Origin of the sequence: Burkholderia sp. COPS, from assembly GCF_019425585.1 — a bacterium.
GTDB classification, from domain to species: Bacteria; Pseudomonadota; Gammaproteobacteria; order Burkholderiales; family Burkholderiaceae; genus Burkholderia; species Burkholderia cepacia.
This window is the reverse complement of record NZ_WIXR01000086.1, coordinates 1-14,952: the sequence shown is the minus strand read 5'-3', so window position 1 is coordinate 14,952 and position 14,952 is coordinate 1. Positions and strand designations below refer to the sequence as shown.

The 14,952-nt window shown below is 68.6% G+C and carries 16 protein-coding genes and 1 pseudogene; 3 read left to right on the top strand and 14 right to left on the bottom strand.

Features of this window, described 5'->3' with window-relative positions; genetic code table 11:
• The 12 genes from FOZ70_RS37210 to FOZ70_RS37160 form a co-directional block, all read right to left on the bottom strand.
• Positions 1-702 (bottom strand): ABC transporter permease (locus FOZ70_RS37210; RefSeq protein ID WP_219707873.1); only part of this gene is annotated, 702 nt, incomplete at its 3' end.
• A 50-nt stretch (positions 703-752) separates the two neighbouring features.
• Positions 753-1,370, bottom strand: coding sequence for a DUF4126 domain-containing protein (locus FOZ70_RS37205; protein ID WP_021161113.1), 618 nt, complete (start codon positions 1,368-1,370; stop codon positions 753-755).
• 211 nt (positions 1,371-1,581) lie between these two features.
• Complete coding sequence (gene sugE / locus FOZ70_RS37200) at positions 1,582-1,902, bottom strand: quaternary ammonium compound efflux SMR transporter SugE (protein WP_021161112.1); 321 nt, start codon at positions 1,900-1,902, stop codon at positions 1,582-1,584.
• A 137-nt stretch (positions 1,903-2,039) separates the two neighbouring features.
• Positions 2,040-2,324 carry a DUF333 domain-containing protein gene (locus tag FOZ70_RS37195; protein WP_021161111.1) on the bottom strand — a complete coding sequence of 95 codons (285 nt, stop codon included), beginning with the start codon at positions 2,322-2,324 and terminating at the stop codon, positions 2,040-2,042.
• A 158-nt stretch (positions 2,325-2,482) separates the two neighbouring features.
• Entirely contained in the window at positions 2,483-3,181 is a 699-nt protein-coding gene (kdpE, locus tag FOZ70_RS37190; RefSeq protein WP_027786844.1) for a two-component system response regulator KdpE, read from the bottom strand.
• Positions 3,174-6,017, bottom strand: a complete 2,844-nt coding sequence (locus FOZ70_RS37185; RefSeq protein ID WP_059590668.1) for a DUF4118 domain-containing protein — start codon at positions 6,015-6,017, stop codon at positions 3,174-3,176. Before FOZ70_RS37185 ends, kdpE begins: the two co-directional genes overlap by 8 nt.
• Positions 6,018-6,166: 149 nt before the next feature.
• Positions 6,167-6,748: a potassium-transporting ATPase subunit KdpC gene (gene kdpC, locus FOZ70_RS37180; protein WP_021161108.1), complete on the bottom strand. Its 582-nt coding sequence runs from the start codon at positions 6,746-6,748 to the stop codon at positions 6,167-6,169.
• 25 nt (positions 6,749-6,773) lie between these two features.
• Positions 6,774-8,858 carry a potassium-transporting ATPase subunit KdpB gene (gene kdpB, locus FOZ70_RS37175; protein WP_042976095.1) on the bottom strand — a complete coding sequence of 695 codons (2,085 nt, stop codon included), beginning with the start codon at positions 8,856-8,858 and terminating at the stop codon, positions 6,774-6,776.
• 46 nt (positions 8,859-8,904) lie between these two features.
• Positions 8,905-10,710 carry a potassium-transporting ATPase subunit KdpA gene (kdpA, locus tag FOZ70_RS37170; protein ID WP_021161106.1) on the bottom strand — a complete coding sequence of 602 codons (1,806 nt, stop codon included), beginning with the start codon at positions 10,708-10,710 and terminating at the stop codon, positions 8,905-8,907.
• The gene (kdpF, locus tag FOZ70_RS37165) at positions 10,707-10,799 is read right to left on the bottom strand and encodes a K(+)-transporting ATPase subunit F (protein ID WP_006752209.1); all 93 of its coding nucleotides are present in this window, start codon (positions 10,797-10,799) and stop codon (positions 10,707-10,709) included. Before kdpF ends, kdpA begins: the two co-directional genes overlap by 4 nt.
• Positions 10,796-10,918, bottom strand: coding sequence for a hypothetical protein (locus tag FOZ70_RS38410; RefSeq protein ID WP_021161104.1), 123 nt, complete (start codon positions 10,916-10,918; stop codon positions 10,796-10,798). The genes kdpF and FOZ70_RS38410 overlap by 4 nt, the downstream gene beginning before the upstream one ends.
• Positions 10,919-11,122: 204 nt before the next feature.
• Positions 11,123-12,097, bottom strand: a complete 975-nt coding sequence (locus FOZ70_RS37160; protein ID WP_021161103.1) for a quinone oxidoreductase — start codon at positions 12,095-12,097, stop codon at positions 11,123-11,125.
• Between the two features lie 451 nt (positions 12,098-12,548).
• Here FOZ70_RS37160 and FOZ70_RS37155 point away from each other — a divergent pair, with 451 nt between their 5' ends.
• Positions 12,549-12,902 carry a Rap1a/Tai family immunity protein gene (locus tag FOZ70_RS37155; protein WP_053076232.1) on the top strand — a complete coding sequence of 118 codons (354 nt, stop codon included), beginning with the start codon at positions 12,549-12,551 and terminating at the stop codon, positions 12,900-12,902.
• 260 nt (positions 12,903-13,162) lie between these two features.
• Positions 13,163-13,384: a hypothetical protein gene (locus FOZ70_RS37150; protein ID WP_060343158.1), complete on the top strand. Its 222-nt coding sequence runs from the start codon at positions 13,163-13,165 to the stop codon at positions 13,382-13,384.
• A 116-nt stretch (positions 13,385-13,500) separates the two neighbouring features.
• On the opposite strand, the gene FOZ70_RS37145 is transcribed toward FOZ70_RS37150, so the two are convergent.
• Complete coding sequence (locus tag FOZ70_RS37145; protein WP_042976092.1) at positions 13,501-13,893, bottom strand: methylglyoxal synthase; 393 nt, start codon at positions 13,891-13,893, stop codon at positions 13,501-13,503.
• A gap of 55 nt (positions 13,894-13,948) precedes the next feature.
• Positions 13,949-14,554, bottom strand: a pseudogene (locus tag FOZ70_RS37140) (SDR family oxidoreductase); the annotation flags it as partial.
• Between the two features lie 43 nt (positions 14,555-14,597).
• Between FOZ70_RS37140 and FOZ70_RS37135 the strand changes: the two are divergent.
• A partial coding sequence (locus tag FOZ70_RS37135) for an SDR family NAD(P)-dependent oxidoreductase (protein ID WP_346656431.1) occupies positions 14,598-14,952 on the top strand: 355 nt, incomplete at its 3' end.

Below are 14,952 nucleotides of genomic sequence, written 5' to 3'. Positions count from 1 at the left end.
CTGGTCGCCGGCGACCAGCAGCCGGTACGTGACCCGGCTGCCGTAGCCCGTGAGCCCCGTCGCGGCGAGTTCGTCCGCGCGCATCATCAGCCGTGGCGAAAAATTGACGAACGAAAACCCGCGATCGAGTTCACGGGAAATCGATGCGGCGACCTTGAACGTGCGCAACCCGACGCGCACCGTATCGCCCGCCTTCAGGTGCAGCGCATCGAGCAGCGCCGGATCGGCCCATACGGTGCCCGGCGCGGGAATCCCGGCCGCCTTCTGCGAGGCGGAGGCACCGGCCGGTAGGATCTCGACCGCGCCGCGCAACGGATATCCCGGCGACACGGCCTTCACCGCCGCGAGGCGCGACGGCGCGGCATCGGCTGCCTGCCCGCCCGTGGCGGACGCGATCATGCTCGGGAAGATCGCGGTCGTCGCGGTACGCAGGCCGAGCGCGCGAGCCTGCCGGTCGAACGACGGATCGACGGGACGGTCGGCCCGCACGACGAAATCGGCGCCGAGCATCTGGCGCGCGTCGCGCTCGAGCCCCTGGCGCAGCCGGTCGGCGAGGAAACCGACGCTCGTCAGCGCCGCGACCGCGAGTACCAGTGCAAGGACGAGCAGCGTCAGTTCGCCCGCGCGCCAGTCGCGCGCGGTCATGCGGGCGGCTTGGCGGATCAGGTCGCGCAGGCCGAAGCGGCCGGCATGCGCATGCATCTCATGGCCGGGTTGCCCGGCGGGCGGCTGCGCCGCGTGTTGCCGCCCCTTCAATCGCGCTTCCCCCCGATCGAGTTCAGCCGCGACACCATGTGGTTCGCCATGCCGCGAAAGCCGCCCGAGACACCCCGCCACAGGCGCGGGAGCGCCCACGCGGAAGCCGCGATGAAGGCGGCGAGCAGCACCAGGAACGCGAGCGGAACGAAGAACGCGAGCACGAGCCCGCCGACCACGAGGCCGTCCTCGGTCGACGATGCGACCCAGTTCGAAATCGGTTCGGGAGACAGGTTGATCAGCGCGCGTGTGCCGGCCTTCGCCACGTGCGCGGCACCGGCAAGCGAACCGCCGGCGAGCCCCGCGACCGCGAGCACGGTCGGGTCGGCATGGCCGAGCGCGCCGGCCGCGAGCACGGCGCCGGCCGGAATGCGGATGAAGGTGTGCACGGCATCCCACAGCGAGTCGAACGCGGGGATCTTGTCGGCAAGGAATTCGGTGACGGTGAGCACCGCGGCGGCACCGATGACCCACGGCGACATCAGGACGGCCAGCGTGTCGGGCAGGTGCAGCCAGCCGAACCGCGCCAGCAGGCCGGCGATCAGCACCGTCAGGTACAGGCGCAGGCCGCTCGCCCACGCGAGCCCCGCGCCGAGCGAAATCGCTTCGATCATGGCCCTCTCCTTGCACTTTCCGTGCGCTTTGCCGATTGACCGGATCGGGTCGGACAGACCGGCCGCGCGGCGCGTGGCGACCGGCACCGCGTGCCACGAGAAGCACGACGGTATTCAGGCCCGAATGCGTTCCATTATAGACAGGCCGGCCGGACGGCCGGCGCAATTCCGCAGCGCGGCACCCGGGCGCGGACGCACCCGAATGCGGCCGTCAGGCCGCCGACGACAGCTTGAGGCCGATCAGCCCCGCGACGATCAGCGCGGCACTCGCGACGCGCGCGACGGTCAGCGCCTCGCCCATCATCACGATGCCGAACACGAACGCGCCGACCGCGCCGATGCCCGTCCACACCGCGTATGCGGTGCCGAGCGGCAACTGGCGCATCGCGACCGCGAGCAGCCCGAAGCTGGCCAGCGCCGTCACGATCGTAAACACCGACGGACCGAGCTTCGTGAAGCCGTCCGACGATTTCAGGCCGGCCGCCCAGGCCACTTCCAGCAAACCGGCAATCAACAACCATACCCACGCCATCCCGACGTACTCCGTATCGGATGGGGCCGTCCCCGTTGAAGCGAATGTCCCGGGGTCGTCCCCGGGCGGCGCCGAGTATAACAAGATGCTTACGGATTCGCCGGCGGCCGACCGGGGGCGCGACCGGGCGGGCCCGGTCAGTTCGAGACGCGCTTCGGCGTCGCGCCGCCGACGCAGCGGTCGTCGCGGTACAGCGCCCACTCCTCGCACACGCGACCGTCCTTGAACACGCACATGCCGACCTGCCCGCTCGACAGGTTGCGCACCGTGTGGTGGCCCCCGAGCTTGGTGCAATTGACCGATGCGGGATTGGCCATCGCCTGCTGGGACGACGACGGTTGCTGCCCGGGCGGCAGCGGTTGGGCGAACGCGCCAGACGCGGCAAGCGCCAGCGCACAGATGACGACCAGACGGACGGACATTGCACGCTCCTCGTTTTCGTTCGCGGAGCGGTCAGGATAACGGGGATTGAGCGCCGGGTGTGCAACGCGCGCGTCGGTCGCGGGACTGTCGCGCCGACGCAACCCTGCCGGCGCGCGACGTCACGCGCACGTGCGCCGCCGCGGCCCGGCCGGGCCCGTCATGCGGCGCCGACGAGCCGGTATCCGACGCCCGTCTCGGTGACGATGTACTCGGGCTGCGCCGGGTCGCGCTCGAGCTTCTGGCGCAGGTGCGCCATATAGATGCGCAGGTAGTGGTGGCTTTCGACGTGCGACGGCCCCCACACGTCGCGCAGCAGCTGCCGGTGCGTGAGCACGCGCCCCGCGTGACGCACGAGCGTGGCGAGCAACCGGTACTCGAGCGGCGTCAGGTGCACGATCTCCCCGTCGCGCCACACCTGGCGCAGCGCAAGATCGACCGTCACGGTGCCGAAGCTCACCTTCGGCGACTCGTTCGCGCCGCCCTGGTTGCGCCGGCGCAGTTGCGCGCGGATCCGCGCGCGCAGTTCGGACACGCCGAACGGCTTGGTCAGGTAATCGTCGGCGCCCGCATCGAGCGCCGCGACCTTCTCTTCCTCCTGCGTGCGCGCGGACAGCACGATCACCGGCACCTCGGACCAGCCGCGCAGTTCGCGGATCACGTCGAGGCCGTCGGTATCGGGCAGGCCGAGGTCGACGATCACGAGATCGGGCTTGCGCGTCGCCGCGTCGATCAGCCCCTGCTTGCCCGTCTCGGCCTCGAACACCGCGATGTCCTCCTCCTCGAGCGCGGCGCGCACGAAACGGCGGATCTGCTTTTCGTCCTCGATCAGGACGACGGTCAGGCTGGGTTCACTCATGGTCTGGCAATGACTCGGATGGGGACGACGCACCCGGCACATCGGGTTCGTCGTCGGATACGGCAGGCGCGGCCGGCGGCGTCTCGACCGGCAGCGTGAACCAGAAGCGCGCGCCCGTCACGCGGCCGTCGGGCGCGGTGCGGTTGAGCGCGCCGATTTTACCGCCGTGCGCCTCGACGATCGCGCGGCAGATCGCGAGGCCGAGCCCGATGCCCGGCGTCGCCGATTCCTTCTCGCCGCGCGTGAACTTGTCGAAGATCCGCGTTTCCATGCCGGCCGGCAGGCCCGGGCCGTGATCGTCGACATGCACGCGCACGAACGGCAGCCCGTCGTCGGTCACGCGCTCGGCGCCGATCTCGAGCGGCGTATCGGGCGGCGTGTACTTCGCCGCGTTCTCGAACAGGTTGGTGAACAGGCGTTCCATCAGCACCGCGTCCATCTGCAGGAGCGGCAGGTCGGCCGGCAGCACGACGCGCGCGGGATGGCGCGACAGCACGCGCTTGCACGCGGCGAGCGCCGCGCCGACGGTTTCCTCGAGCAGCGACCACTGGCGCTTGAGCTGCAGGCTGCCGGCCTGCAGCCGCGCCATGTCGAGCAGGTTCGTGACGATGCCCGTCATCCGCAGCGCCTCGTCGTGAATCGCATCGACGAGTTCGCCCTCGCGCTGCGCGAAGCGCTCGGCCGCCGCGGCGTCGCCGCCCTGTGCGGCCGCGCGTCCGTTCGCGAGCATCGACGAGAAACCGACGATCGTCGTGAGCGGCGTGCGCAGGTCGTGCGAGATCGCCGACAGCAGCGAGTTGCGCAGCCGCTCGGATTCCATGTTGACGAGCGCGTCGCGCGCGATCTCGACGTAGTGCACGCGTTCGAGCGCGAGTGCGATCTGCGCGGCGAATGCGTCGAGCATCCGCTGCTGCTCGGGCACCTCGAGTTCGCGCGGTTCGCGTGACGCGACCGCGAGCACGCCGCGCGTGCGCATCGGCGCCTTCAGCGGCAGGTACAGCGCGACCGTCGCGGGCAAGGTATCCGTGCCGCGACCGGCCGGCTTCTGCTGGTCGTACACCCACTGGCCGACGTCGCTGTCGAGGTCGGCGCCCGTCAGCGTGACGGCCGCGTCGGGCTCCTCGATCTTCTGCCGCACCTTGTCCGCACTGTCGGGCAGCAGGAACGCGACGCGCGCGCGGAACACCTCGCCCACGTGGCGGCTGCCGATCTCGACGATCTGCTCGGTCGTCAGCGCCGCGCCCAGCTCGCGCGCCATCGCGTAGATCGCCCCGGTGCGGCGCTCGCGGCGCTGCGCGACGCTCGCCTGGCGCGTCAGCGTCGACGTCAGGTGGCTGATCACGAGCGACGTCAGCAGCATCCCGAAGAAGGTCAGCAGGTACTGCGTGTCGCTGACCGAGAACGACATGCGCGGCGGCACGAAGAAGAAATCGAACGCGGCCACCGACAGGAACGACTGCAGCACGCCCGGGCCGCGCCCGAGCCGCACGGCCGAGAACACGACGCCGAGCAAGTAAAGCATCACGAGGTTCGTGAGGTCGAGCCGCTCGGACACGAGGCTCGCGACGACCGTGATCGCCGCGCAGATCGCGGCCGCATACGCGTAGTGCCGCGGCGGCGAGCGATGCGTGCCGAACTGCGCGAACGCATCGCGCCAGTCGCGCGCACGCGCGTCGAGCGGCGCGGCACGCGCCTCGTCGCTCGCGGACGCACGGATCAGCATCAGGTCGACGTCGCCCGCGCGTTCGGCGAGCTGTTCGCCGAACGGCCGCGCGAAGCGGCGCACGAGCCCGACCTTCGGCGAGCCGCCCGCGACGATCTTCGACACGTTGCGCACCTTCGCATAGCCGATCAGCGCGGCGACCGCGTCGGCACCGGCGAGCGTGGCCGTCTCCGCGCCGAGTTCGGCGGCGAGCTTCAGCGCGTCGAGCGTGCGCTGCCGCCGCGCGTCGGGCAGCCGCTGCAGCCGCGGCGTCTCCACATAAACGGCGATCCAGTCGGCCTTCAGGCTCGCGGCGAGCCGCGCGGCCGCGCGCACGAGCGTCGGCGCCTCGGGGCCCGGCCCGACGCATACGAGCAGCCGTTCGCGCGCCTGCCAGATGCGCTGGATCGAGCGGTCGGCGCGGTATTCGCGCATCTGCGCGTCGACGCGATCGGCCGTGCGCCGCAACGCCAGTTCGCGCAGCGCGATCAGGTTGCCCTTGCGGAAGAAGTTGCGCACCGCGCGCTCGGCCTGCTGCGCGAGATAGACCTTGCCGTCGCGCATCCGCTCGAGCAGTTCCTCGGCCGGCAGGTCGACGAGCGTGACTTCGTCGGCCGCGTCGAATACGCGGTCGGGCACCGTCTCCCACACGCGGATGCCGGTGATCGCGCCGACCACGTCGTTCAGGCTCTCGAGGTGCTGGACGTTGACGGTCGTATAGACGTCGATGCCCGCGTCGAGCAGTTCGTACACGTCCTGCCAGCGCTTCAGGTGCCGTGCGCCCTGCACGTTCGAATGCGCGAGTTCGTCGACGAGGATCAGTTGCGGCTGGCGCGCGAGTGCGCCGTCGAGATCGAATTCGGCGAGCGTGCGGCCGCGGTAGTCGAAACGCGCGAGCGGCAGCACGTCGAGACCGTCGAGCAGTGCGGCGGTCTCGCTGCGCCCGTGGGTCTCGACGATGCCGACGACGACGTCGACGCCTTCCTGCAGGCGCTGGCGCGCGGCCTGCAGCATCGCGTAGGTCTTGCCGACACCGGCCGATGCGCCGAAGAAGATCTTGAGCTGACCGCGCCGCTGCTTTTCTTCGTCACGTTGCAGCTTGTCGAGGAGTTGGTCTGGATCGGGACGATTCATGCGTCAGAAAGGCGGAGCGCCCGGATGCGCGCGAGTACGAGCATTGTTGTTCCAAATCGCCGCAAAAGGCAAAGACGGCGCAAGCGCCGTCGGGAAAAGGCGCGCCCGGCGCGGGGCTGACCGCGCCGGGTGCCGGTTGCCGGACGCGCTCAGTGCGCGGCCTGCGCCGCGTCGAGCGCGAGGTTCAGCTTCAGTACGTTCACGCGCGCCTCGCCGAGCACGCCGAACTGGCGGCCCGTCGTGTTCGCGGCGACGAGCTGCGCGACCGCGTCGGGCGCCAGGTTGCGCGCCTTCGCGACGCGCTCGACCTGGTACGCGGCGGCGGCCGGCGTGATCTCCGGATCGAGGCCGCTCGCCGACGCCGTCACGAGGTCGACCGGCACGGGTTTCGACATGTCGGTGCCCGCGTCGCGCAGCGCGGCGATGCGCCCCTTCACCTGGTCGGCGAGCGACGGGTTCAGCGGGCCGAGGTTCGAGCCGCCGGAGCCGGTCGCGTTGTACGGCATCGGCGCGGTGGCCGACAGCCGGCCCCAGAAGTACTTCGGCGCATCGAACGACTGGCCGATCAGCGCGGAGCCGACCGGCTTGCCGTCCTTCTCGATCAGGCTGCCGTTCGCCTGCGACGGGAACACGGCCTGGCCGAACACGGTCATCACGGCCGGGTAAGCGAGGCCCGTCACGGCGGTCAGGACGACGAAGAGCACGACGAGCGGGCGAATCAACGTTTTCATGATGTTTCCTTCAATGGCGGCCGGTTCAGGCCCAGCCGAGTGCAGCGAGCGTCATGTCGATCAGCTTGATGAACGGGAACGGCAGCAGCACGCCGCCGAGGCCGTACACCAGCAGGTTGCGGCGCAGGAGCGACGCGGCGCCGAGCGGCCGGTACGTGACGCCCTTCAGCGCGAGCGGGATCAGCGCGACGATGATCAGCGCGTTGAAGATCACCGCCGACAGGATCGCGGAGGCCGGCGACGTCAGGTGCATGATGTCGAGCACGCGCAGTTGCGGGTACGTCGTCACGAACGCGGCCGGGATGATCGCGAAGTACTTCGCGATGTCGTTCGCGATCGAGAAGGTCGTCAGCGAGCCGCGCGTCATCAGCATCTGCTTGCCGATCTCGACGATCTCGATCAGCTTCGTCGGGTTCGAGTCGAGGTCGACCATGTTGCCCGCTTCCTTCGCGGCCTGCGTACCGGTGTTCATCGCCACGGCGACGTCGGCCTGCGCGAGCGCCGGTGCGTCGTTGGTGCCGTCGCCCGTCATCGCGACGAGGCGCCCGGCCGCCTGGTGCTCGCGGATCGTCGCGAGCTTGGTTTCCGGCGTCGCTTCCGCGAGGAAATCGTCGACGCCCGCTTCCGCCGCGATCGCCGCGGCCGTCAGCCGGTTGTCGCCCGTCACCATCACGGTCTTGATGCCCATCTTGCGCAGCTCCGCGAAGCGCTCCTTGATGCCGCCCTTCACGATGTCCTTCAGCTCGATCACGCCGAGCACGCGCGCCGCCCCTTCATGCAGGTCGGCCACGACGAGCGGCGTGCTGCCGCGGCGCGCGACTTCGTCGACCGCGCGGCGCACTTCTTCCGGAAAGCGGCTGCCGTGCGTCTCGACGTAGCGGCGGATCGCGTCGGCCGCGCCCTTGCGGATTTCGCGACCCGGAAGATCGACGCCGCTCATGCGCGTCTGTGCGGAAAAGCCGATGAACGTCGCGTGCAGCTGCGCCATGTCGCGCTGGCGAATGTTGAAACGTTCCTTGGCCAGTACCACGATGCTGCGGCCTTCCGGCGTTTCGTCGGCGAGCGACGACAGCTGCGCGGCATCGGCCAGCGCTTCCTCGGTCACGCCGGGCGCCGGCACGAACATCGATGCCTGGCGGTTGCCGAGCGTGATCGTGCCGGTCTTGTCGAGCAGCAGCACGTCGACGTCGCCGGCCGCTTCCACCGCACGGCCCGACGTCGCGATCACGTTCGCCTGCATCATCCGGCTCATCCCGGCCACGCCGATCGCGGAAAGCAGCCCGCCGATCGTCGTCGGGATGAGGCACACGAGCAGTGCGACGAGCGCGGTGATCGTCACGACGTGGCCGGCCTTCATCGCCTCGACCGAGAACATCGAGAACGGCAGCAGCGTGGCCGTTGCCAGCAGCATCACGATCGTCAGCGCGACGAGCAGGATCGTCAGCGCGATCTCGTTCGGCGTCTTCTTGCGCTTCGCGCCTTCGACCATCGCGATCATCCGGTCGAGGAACGCCTCGCCGGGGTTCGCGGTGACCTTGACGACGATCCAGTCGGACAGCACGCGCGTGCCGCCCGTCACGGACGAGAAGTCGCCGCCCGATTCGCGGATCACCGGCGCGGATTCGCCGGTGATCGCCGATTCGTCGACCGACGCGACACCGTCGACCACCTCGCCGTCGGCCGGGATCACGTCGCCGGCCTCGACCAGCACGACGTCGCCACGGCGCAGGTCGCTCGCGGTCGTGATGCGGATCGGCGACTTCGGATGCGGCTCGTTGAGCTTCTTCGCCATCACATCCTTCTTCGCACTGCGCAGCGACGCGGCCTGCGCCTTCGAGCGCCCTTCGGCGAGCGCCTCGGCGAAGTTCGCGAACAGCACGGTGAACCACAGCCACAGCGCGATCGCGAGGATGAAGCCCGCGGGCGCCTCGGCCTGGCCGGCGAGCGCCGCGATCCACAGGATCGTGGTCAGGATGCTGCCGACGTACACGCAGAACATCACCGGGTTGCGGAACTGCGTGCGCGGCGTGAGTTTCTTGAACGAGTCCACGATCGCCGGGCGCAGCAGCGCCGGATCGAACATGGACCGTGTTGCGGAATGTTGAGTCATTGCGATCTCTTCAATCTCTTGAGTCTTTTCAACGTGTCGCCGCGCGTCATGCGCCCAGCCACATCATCAGGTGCTCGACGCCCGGGCCGAGCGCGAGCGCCGGCACGTAGGTCAGCGCGCCCACCAGCAGCACCGTGCCGAGCAGCAGCACGACGAACAGCGGACCGTGCGTCGGCAGCGTGCCGCTCGTCACCGCGATGCGCTTCTTCGCGGCCAGCGAGCCGGCGATCGCCAGCACCGGCACGATCGTGCCGAAGCGGCCGAACCACATCGCGATCGCGGTCATCCAGTTGTAGAACGGCGTGCCGACCGTCAGGCCCGCGAACGCGCTGCCGTTGTTGTTGGCCGCCGAGCTGAACGCGTAGAGGATTTCCGAGAAACCGTGCGGCCCCGGGTTCGCGATGCCGGCCTTGCCTGCGTCAGCGAGCACGGCGATCGACGTGCCGACCAGCACGAGCAGCGGCGTGAGCAGCACGACGATCGACACCATCTTCATCTCGTACGCCTCGATCTTCTTGCCGACGTATTCCGGCGTGCGGCCGATCATCAGGCCGGCGACGAACACCGCGAGCAGCGCGAACACGAGCATCCCGTAGAGACCCGAGCCGACCCCGCCGTAGATCACCTCGCCGAGCTGCATCAGCAGCATCGGCACGAGGCCGCCGAGCGGCGTCAGCGAATCGTGCATCGTGTCGACCGCGCCGCACGACGCGGCCGTCGTCGCGACCGTGAAGATGCCGGTCTGCGCGATCCCGAAGCGCGTTTCCTTGCCTTCCATGTTGCCGCCCGGCTGCAGCGCACCCGTCGACTGGTCGACGTGCAGCGCGGCGAGCGTCGGGTTGCCGCCCTGCTCGGCGCTCACCTCGACGCCGATCGCGAGCACGAACGCGACCGTCATCGCCGCGAGCACCGCGATGCCCTGCCGGCGGTCGCCGATCATCCGGCCGAACACGAGACACAGCGCGGCCGGGATGATCAGGATCGAGAAGATCTGCAGGAAGTTCGCGAACGGCGTCGGGTTCTCGTACGGATGCGCGGAGTTCGCGTTGAAGAAGCCGCCGCCGTTGGTGCCGAGCATCTTGATCGCTTCCTGCGACGCGACCGGGCCCATCGCGAGCGTCTGCTTCGTGAGCGGGGTCGGCACCGTGACCGCGTTGCCCTTGTCGTCCTTCACCGGATTGCCCTGCGCGTCGAGCTTCGGCGCCGCATAGGTGCTCGCCTGCAGCACCGGCACGTCCTGGTACGCCTTCATGTTCTGGATCACGCCCTGGCTCATCAGCAGCGCGGCGACGATCATCGACATCGGCACGAGCACGTACATCGTCACGCGCGTGAGGTCGACCCAGAAGTTGCCGATGGTCTGCGCGGTATGACGCGCGAAGCCGCGGATCAGCGCGATCACGACGACGATGCCGGTTGCCGCCGACAGGAAGTTCTGCACGGTCAGGCCGAGCATCTGCGTCAGGTAGCTGACGGTCTGCTCGGGCGTGTAGTCCTGCCAGTTCGTGTTGGTGACGAAGCTGACGGCCGTGTTGAACGCGCCGTCGACCGTCATCGCGCCGAATTGCTGCGGGTTGCCGGGCAGGAAGCCCTGCAGGCGCAGCAGGCCGTAGAGGAACAGCGCGCCGAGCGCGTTGAACGCGATCGTCGCGATCGCGTACTGCTTCCAGTTCATTTCGCTGCCGGCATCGACGCCGGCAATGCGGTACAGCGCGCGCTCGAGCGGCCCGAACACGCGCACGACGCGCGAACTGCCGTCCATCACCGCGGACAGGTAGCGCGCGACCGGCACGGCCGCCGCCAGCAGCACGACGACGAAGAGCAGTATCTGAAACAGGTTGTTCGCGTTCATTCGATGTCCTCCGCGCGCAGCAGCGCAAAGACGAGATACGCGAACAGCAGGGCCGTCGAGGCACCCGCCAGCCAGAGCATCCAGGTCATGCTCGCCCCCCGCGACCGTATTGCACGAGCTTGTCGCAACCGGCAACCAAACCGAGGATCAGCGCGGTGAAGAGCACCAGTGCGCCGATGAAAACCCCATCCATTTTTGTGTTCTCCATCGTCGAAATCAGACGACTAGAACCTTATGGGAACGTACGTAAAGGACGGGTCAAAGGTATCGGGGCGGGTATAAAAAACGTGTAAACGCGGGCGGCGGGGAACGGCGGGCGGAACGACGGGCAGGACGGGAGACAGGACGGGCGGCACGTCGGTGCCGCCCGCCGGGAGGGCGTGCCGACATGATGCCGGCATGAAGGGATGCATCAGGGAACGAGGATCGTCGAGCCGGTGGTCTTGCGTGCTTCGAGATCTTCGTGCGCGCGGCCGACTTCCGCGAGCGGATAGCGCTGGTTGATGCTGGTTTTCACCTTGCCCGACAGGATCACGTCGAACAGCTCGGCGGCCGCGGATTCGAGATCGGCGCGCTTCGCGATGTACGAGAACAGCGTCGGCCGCGTGAAGAACAGCGAGCCGCGCGACGAGAACTCCTTCGAATCGATCGCTGGCAGCGGGCCCGACGCATTGCCGAAGCTGACGAAGTAGCCGAGCGGCGCGAGGCAGTCGAGCGAGCCGATGTAGGTGTCCTTGCCGATCGAGTCGTAGACAACGGGCACGCCCGCGCCGTTCGTGATTTCCTTCACGCGCTGCGTGAAGTTCTCGCGCGTATAGACGATCGGATGGTCGCAACCGTGCGCCTTCGCGAGCGCGGCTTTCTCGTCGGAGCCGACCGTGCCGATCACGGTCGCGCCGAGCGCCTTCGCCCATTGGCACACCAGCAGGCCGACGCCGCCGGCCGCCGCGTGGATCAGGATCGTGTCGCCGGCCTTCACCGGGTACGTGCGGCGCAGCAGGTAGTGCGCGGTCAGGCCCTGCAGCATCACCGACGCCGCGTCGTCGTAGCTGATGCCGTCCGGAAGCTTCACGAGCCGCTCGGCCGGCATCACGCGCTCCTGCGCGTACGCGCCCGGCGGCTGCCCGACGTACGCGACGCGGTCGCCCGCCTTGAGCGCGGTCACGCCTTCGCCGACGGCCGTCACCTCGCCCGCCGCCTCCATCCCGAGGCCGCCGGGCAGCGGCTGCGGATAAAGACCGGTGCGGAAATACACGTCGATGTAGTTGAGCCCGACCGCGTGCTGCCGAATGCGGACTTCACCCGCCTTCGGCTCGCCGACCTCGACATCGACCCACTTCATCACGTCCGGGCCGCCCGGCTGGTCGTATCGGATTGCTTTCGGCATCGTTTCGCTCCTCTTCTGTCTGGAATCTGGAAATCCGGTTCGGCGAATGCATCGACATTGCGTCTGCAGCGATGCACGTGAACACGGGTCGTAGCGGAGGATTCTCGCGCGTCGTGCCCAGTCACGCAGCGCGTCGTCGCAATCCCTTCACATCGGTAGGGTTTTCGCGGGAAATGGATTGTATGGGCCGTGGTCACACTTGGTCACGTTCATATCAAGACCTTTGGGTAGTACGAATTTCCGCTCCGTTCGCGTTGACCGAGGTTGGCCGCACTGCGAATTTGGCCTTGCGCCCGTGCGAGACGCGTCTCCCGCGCCGCGTTGTCGTACTGCGCTCCCGGAACCGACGACATCGATACGGGTCGGCCGGCAATTCGAATTCATGCCACGCACATTTATGAGATGACGAGCGCGCTATTTTGCCCTTTGCCCAATTCGCCCAACCCACGCCATGAAACGCTTTCTTGTCCAGAACTTGCTTGTTGTCGCGTCGTTGTCAGCGAGTATTGGCAGCGCAACCGGGGCTGCGGTTCCTCGTGTCGACGGCACCCGGCTACTCGACGGCGTGAGTCGATCGGACAACCGTCCATACGCCGACGCCGAACGCCACGCGATGGCCGGGTATCTGGCCGGGGTCGCCGATGCGACCGAGGGCAAGGCGTGGTGCGACAACGGTCGCGTCAAACCGGGAGAAATCGATTCGGAAGTGCTCGCCGCGCTCCGCCAACTGCCGAGGGACGCACTGAAGGCAAGCGCAGCGAGGTTGGTTGCCCACGCCTTGCGACAAAAATTCCCTTGCCGCTAACCGAGGAGCGCTCGCTTGAAACCACCGTTCTCCATACTGAGCAGCCACTATCCAGGCAACAAGACCGTTTCGAGGGAAGCGCTTTTTCAGGAATTGGGCTGACAAGACCTGATCCAGAATCCGTCGTATGCGAATACGTGCGCCATCCGGATCAGCGTGGCACTTGTCAAAAGCGGAATAACGTTGCGCGGCGGACTGGTCATTCAGAAAGGGCCGCACCGTGGGCGCCGAATCGAGGCGGGGCAAGCCAGCTGGCCAAGATGCTGGCCGAGCCGGCGTATTTCGGCAAAGCCGAAGTGTTTCGGCGCGACGACGCCGTGACCGGCATCGCCTCCAGAAAGGGCATGGCGGCCTTCTGGAACATTCCGGGATACATGAACGGGCGTGGCGGGCATATCGACCTGATCGACGGTGCCCGAGCCATCTGTGGTTCAGACTGCTACTGGACGGCATCCGAAACGTGGTTTTGGCCGCTACGGTAATCGGTGGTATCCGGATTCTGCGTCACCCACACCGCTCTCCTTGACGCGCGGCGTCACCCTGCCGTAGTGGCCGAACATGGCGACGCCGGACAACGACAATCGCGCCCGCCCCCCGCCTAGCAAACGTCCTGCATGTTCCGCGCCAGATCGTCGAGCAGCATCCGCGCCGTCGCGACGTTGGTCGCGACCGGCACGTCGTGCACGTCGCACGCGCGCACGAGCGCGGTGATGTCGGGATCGTGCGGCTGCGCGGTCATCGGGTCGCGCAGGAACACGACGATGTCCACGCGGCCGTCCGCCAGTTCCGCGCCGATCTGCAGGTCGCCGCCGAGCGGTCCCGACAGCTTGCGCTCGACTTCCAGCCCGTGCGCGTCCGCGATGCGGCCGCCCGTCGTGCCGGTCGCGACCAGCCGGCATTGCGCGAGCGTCGCGCGGTATTCGCCCGCGAGCGCGACGATCTCGTCCTTCTTCGCGTCGTGCGCAATCAATGCGATGCGGGGTTTGCTCATCTCCGGTTCCTTCGTCGTTCAGTTGTTGTCGTGATCGTGATTCGGGACGCGCGCGTCAGAACGTGCCCGGATACGCGCCGCCGTCGAGCAGCCAGTTCTGCCCGGTGATGTAGCCGGCATGCACGCTGCACAGGAACGCGCACGCCGCGCCGAACTCTTGGCGCGTGCCGAGGCGGCCGGCCGGGATCTCCTTCGTGCGCCGCGCGCGCATCTCGTCGACCGTCACGCCCTGCGCCTTCGCCGACGCGGTGAGCGTGGTCGCGATCCGGTCGGTGTCGAACAGGCCCGGCAGCAGGTTGTTGATCGTCACGCCCTGCCCCGCGACCTTGCGCGACAGCCCCGCGACGAAGCCGGTCAGCCCCGAGCGCGCGCCGTTCGACAGCGCGAGCACGTCGATCGGCGCCTTCACGGCCGAACTGGTGATGTTGACGATCCGGCCGAAGCGGCGCGCGATCATCCCGTCGACGGTCGCGCGGATCAGCTCGATCGGCGTCAGCATGTTCGACTCGAGCGCACGGATCCAGTCGTCGTGCGAGAAGTCGCGGAAGTCGCCGGGCGGCGGGCCGCCCGCATTCGTCACGAGAATGTCCGGCTGCGGGCACGCGGCGAGCGCGGCGGCGCGCCCGTCCGGCGTCGTGATGTCGCAGGCGACCGCGGTCACCGACACGTTCGCGCCGGCGCGTGTCGCCACCAAGGAATCGACGATGGATCTCGGCATCGAAGGAAAGACCGCGCTCGTGTGCGCGGCAAGCAAGGGGCTCGGTCGCGGCTGCGCGGAAGCGCTGGCCGCGGAGGGCGTGAACCTCGTGATCGTCGCGCGCACGCGCGACACGCTGGAGGAAGCCGCGGAGGAGATCCGCGCCGGCGCGAACGTGTCGGTGACCGCGGTCGCCTGCGACATCACGACGCCGGACGGGCGCGCCGCCGCGCTCGCCGCGTGCCCCCCCCCGCACCTTCTCGTGCCGACTCCGGGCGGCCCGCCCCCCCGCCCCCTCCTCCCTCTCCCCCCACCCCCACCGTCCCCTCGCGCCCCACCCCACCATCCTCACCCCGCCCTCC

Coding starts and splice junctions, on each gene's coding strand:
- FOZ70_RS37185 (WP_059590668.1), bottom strand. CDS start 6,017: ATGAATCGTCCCGATCCAGACCAACTCCTCGACAAGCTGCAACGTGAC.
- FOZ70_RS37145 (WP_042976092.1), bottom strand. CDS start 13,893: ATGAGCAAACCCCGCATCGCATTGATTGCGCACGACGCGAAGAAGGAC.
- kdpE (WP_027786844.1), bottom strand. CDS start 3,181: ATGAGTGAACCCAGCCTGACCGTCGTCCTGATCGAGGACGAAAAGCAG.
- FOZ70_RS37155 (WP_053076232.1), top strand. CDS start 12,549: ATGAAACGCTTTCTTGTCCAGAACTTGCTTGTTGTCGCGTCGTTGTCA.
- kdpA (WP_021161106.1), bottom strand. CDS start 10,710: ATGAACGCGAACAACCTGTTTCAGATACTGCTCTTCGTCGTCGTGCTG.
- kdpF (WP_006752209.1), bottom strand. CDS start 10,799: ATGACCTGGATGCTCTGGCTGGCGGGTGCCTCGACGGCCCTGCTGTTC.
- FOZ70_RS37150 (WP_060343158.1), top strand. CDS start 13,163: ATGCTGGCCGAGCCGGCGTATTTCGGCAAAGCCGAAGTGTTTCGGCGC.
- kdpB (WP_042976095.1), bottom strand. CDS start 8,858: ATGACTCAACATTCCGCAACACGGTCCATGTTCGATCCGGCGCTGCTG.
- FOZ70_RS37195 (WP_021161111.1), bottom strand. CDS start 2,324: ATGTCCGTCCGTCTGGTCGTCATCTGTGCGCTGGCGCTTGCCGCGTCT.
- FOZ70_RS37205 (WP_021161113.1), bottom strand. CDS start 1,370: ATGATCGAAGCGATTTCGCTCGGCGCGGGGCTCGCGTGGGCGAGCGGC.
- sugE (WP_021161112.1), bottom strand. CDS start 1,902: ATGGCGTGGGTATGGTTGTTGATTGCCGGTTTGCTGGAAGTGGCCTGG.
- FOZ70_RS37160 (WP_021161103.1), bottom strand. CDS start 12,097: ATGCCGAAAGCAATCCGATACGACCAGCCGGGCGGCCCGGACGTGATG.
- kdpC (WP_021161108.1), bottom strand. CDS start 6,748: ATGAAAACGTTGATTCGCCCGCTCGTCGTGCTCTTCGTCGTCCTGACC.
- FOZ70_RS38410 (WP_021161104.1), bottom strand. CDS start 10,918: ATGGAGAACACAAAAATGGATGGGGTTTTCATCGGCGCACTGGTGCTC.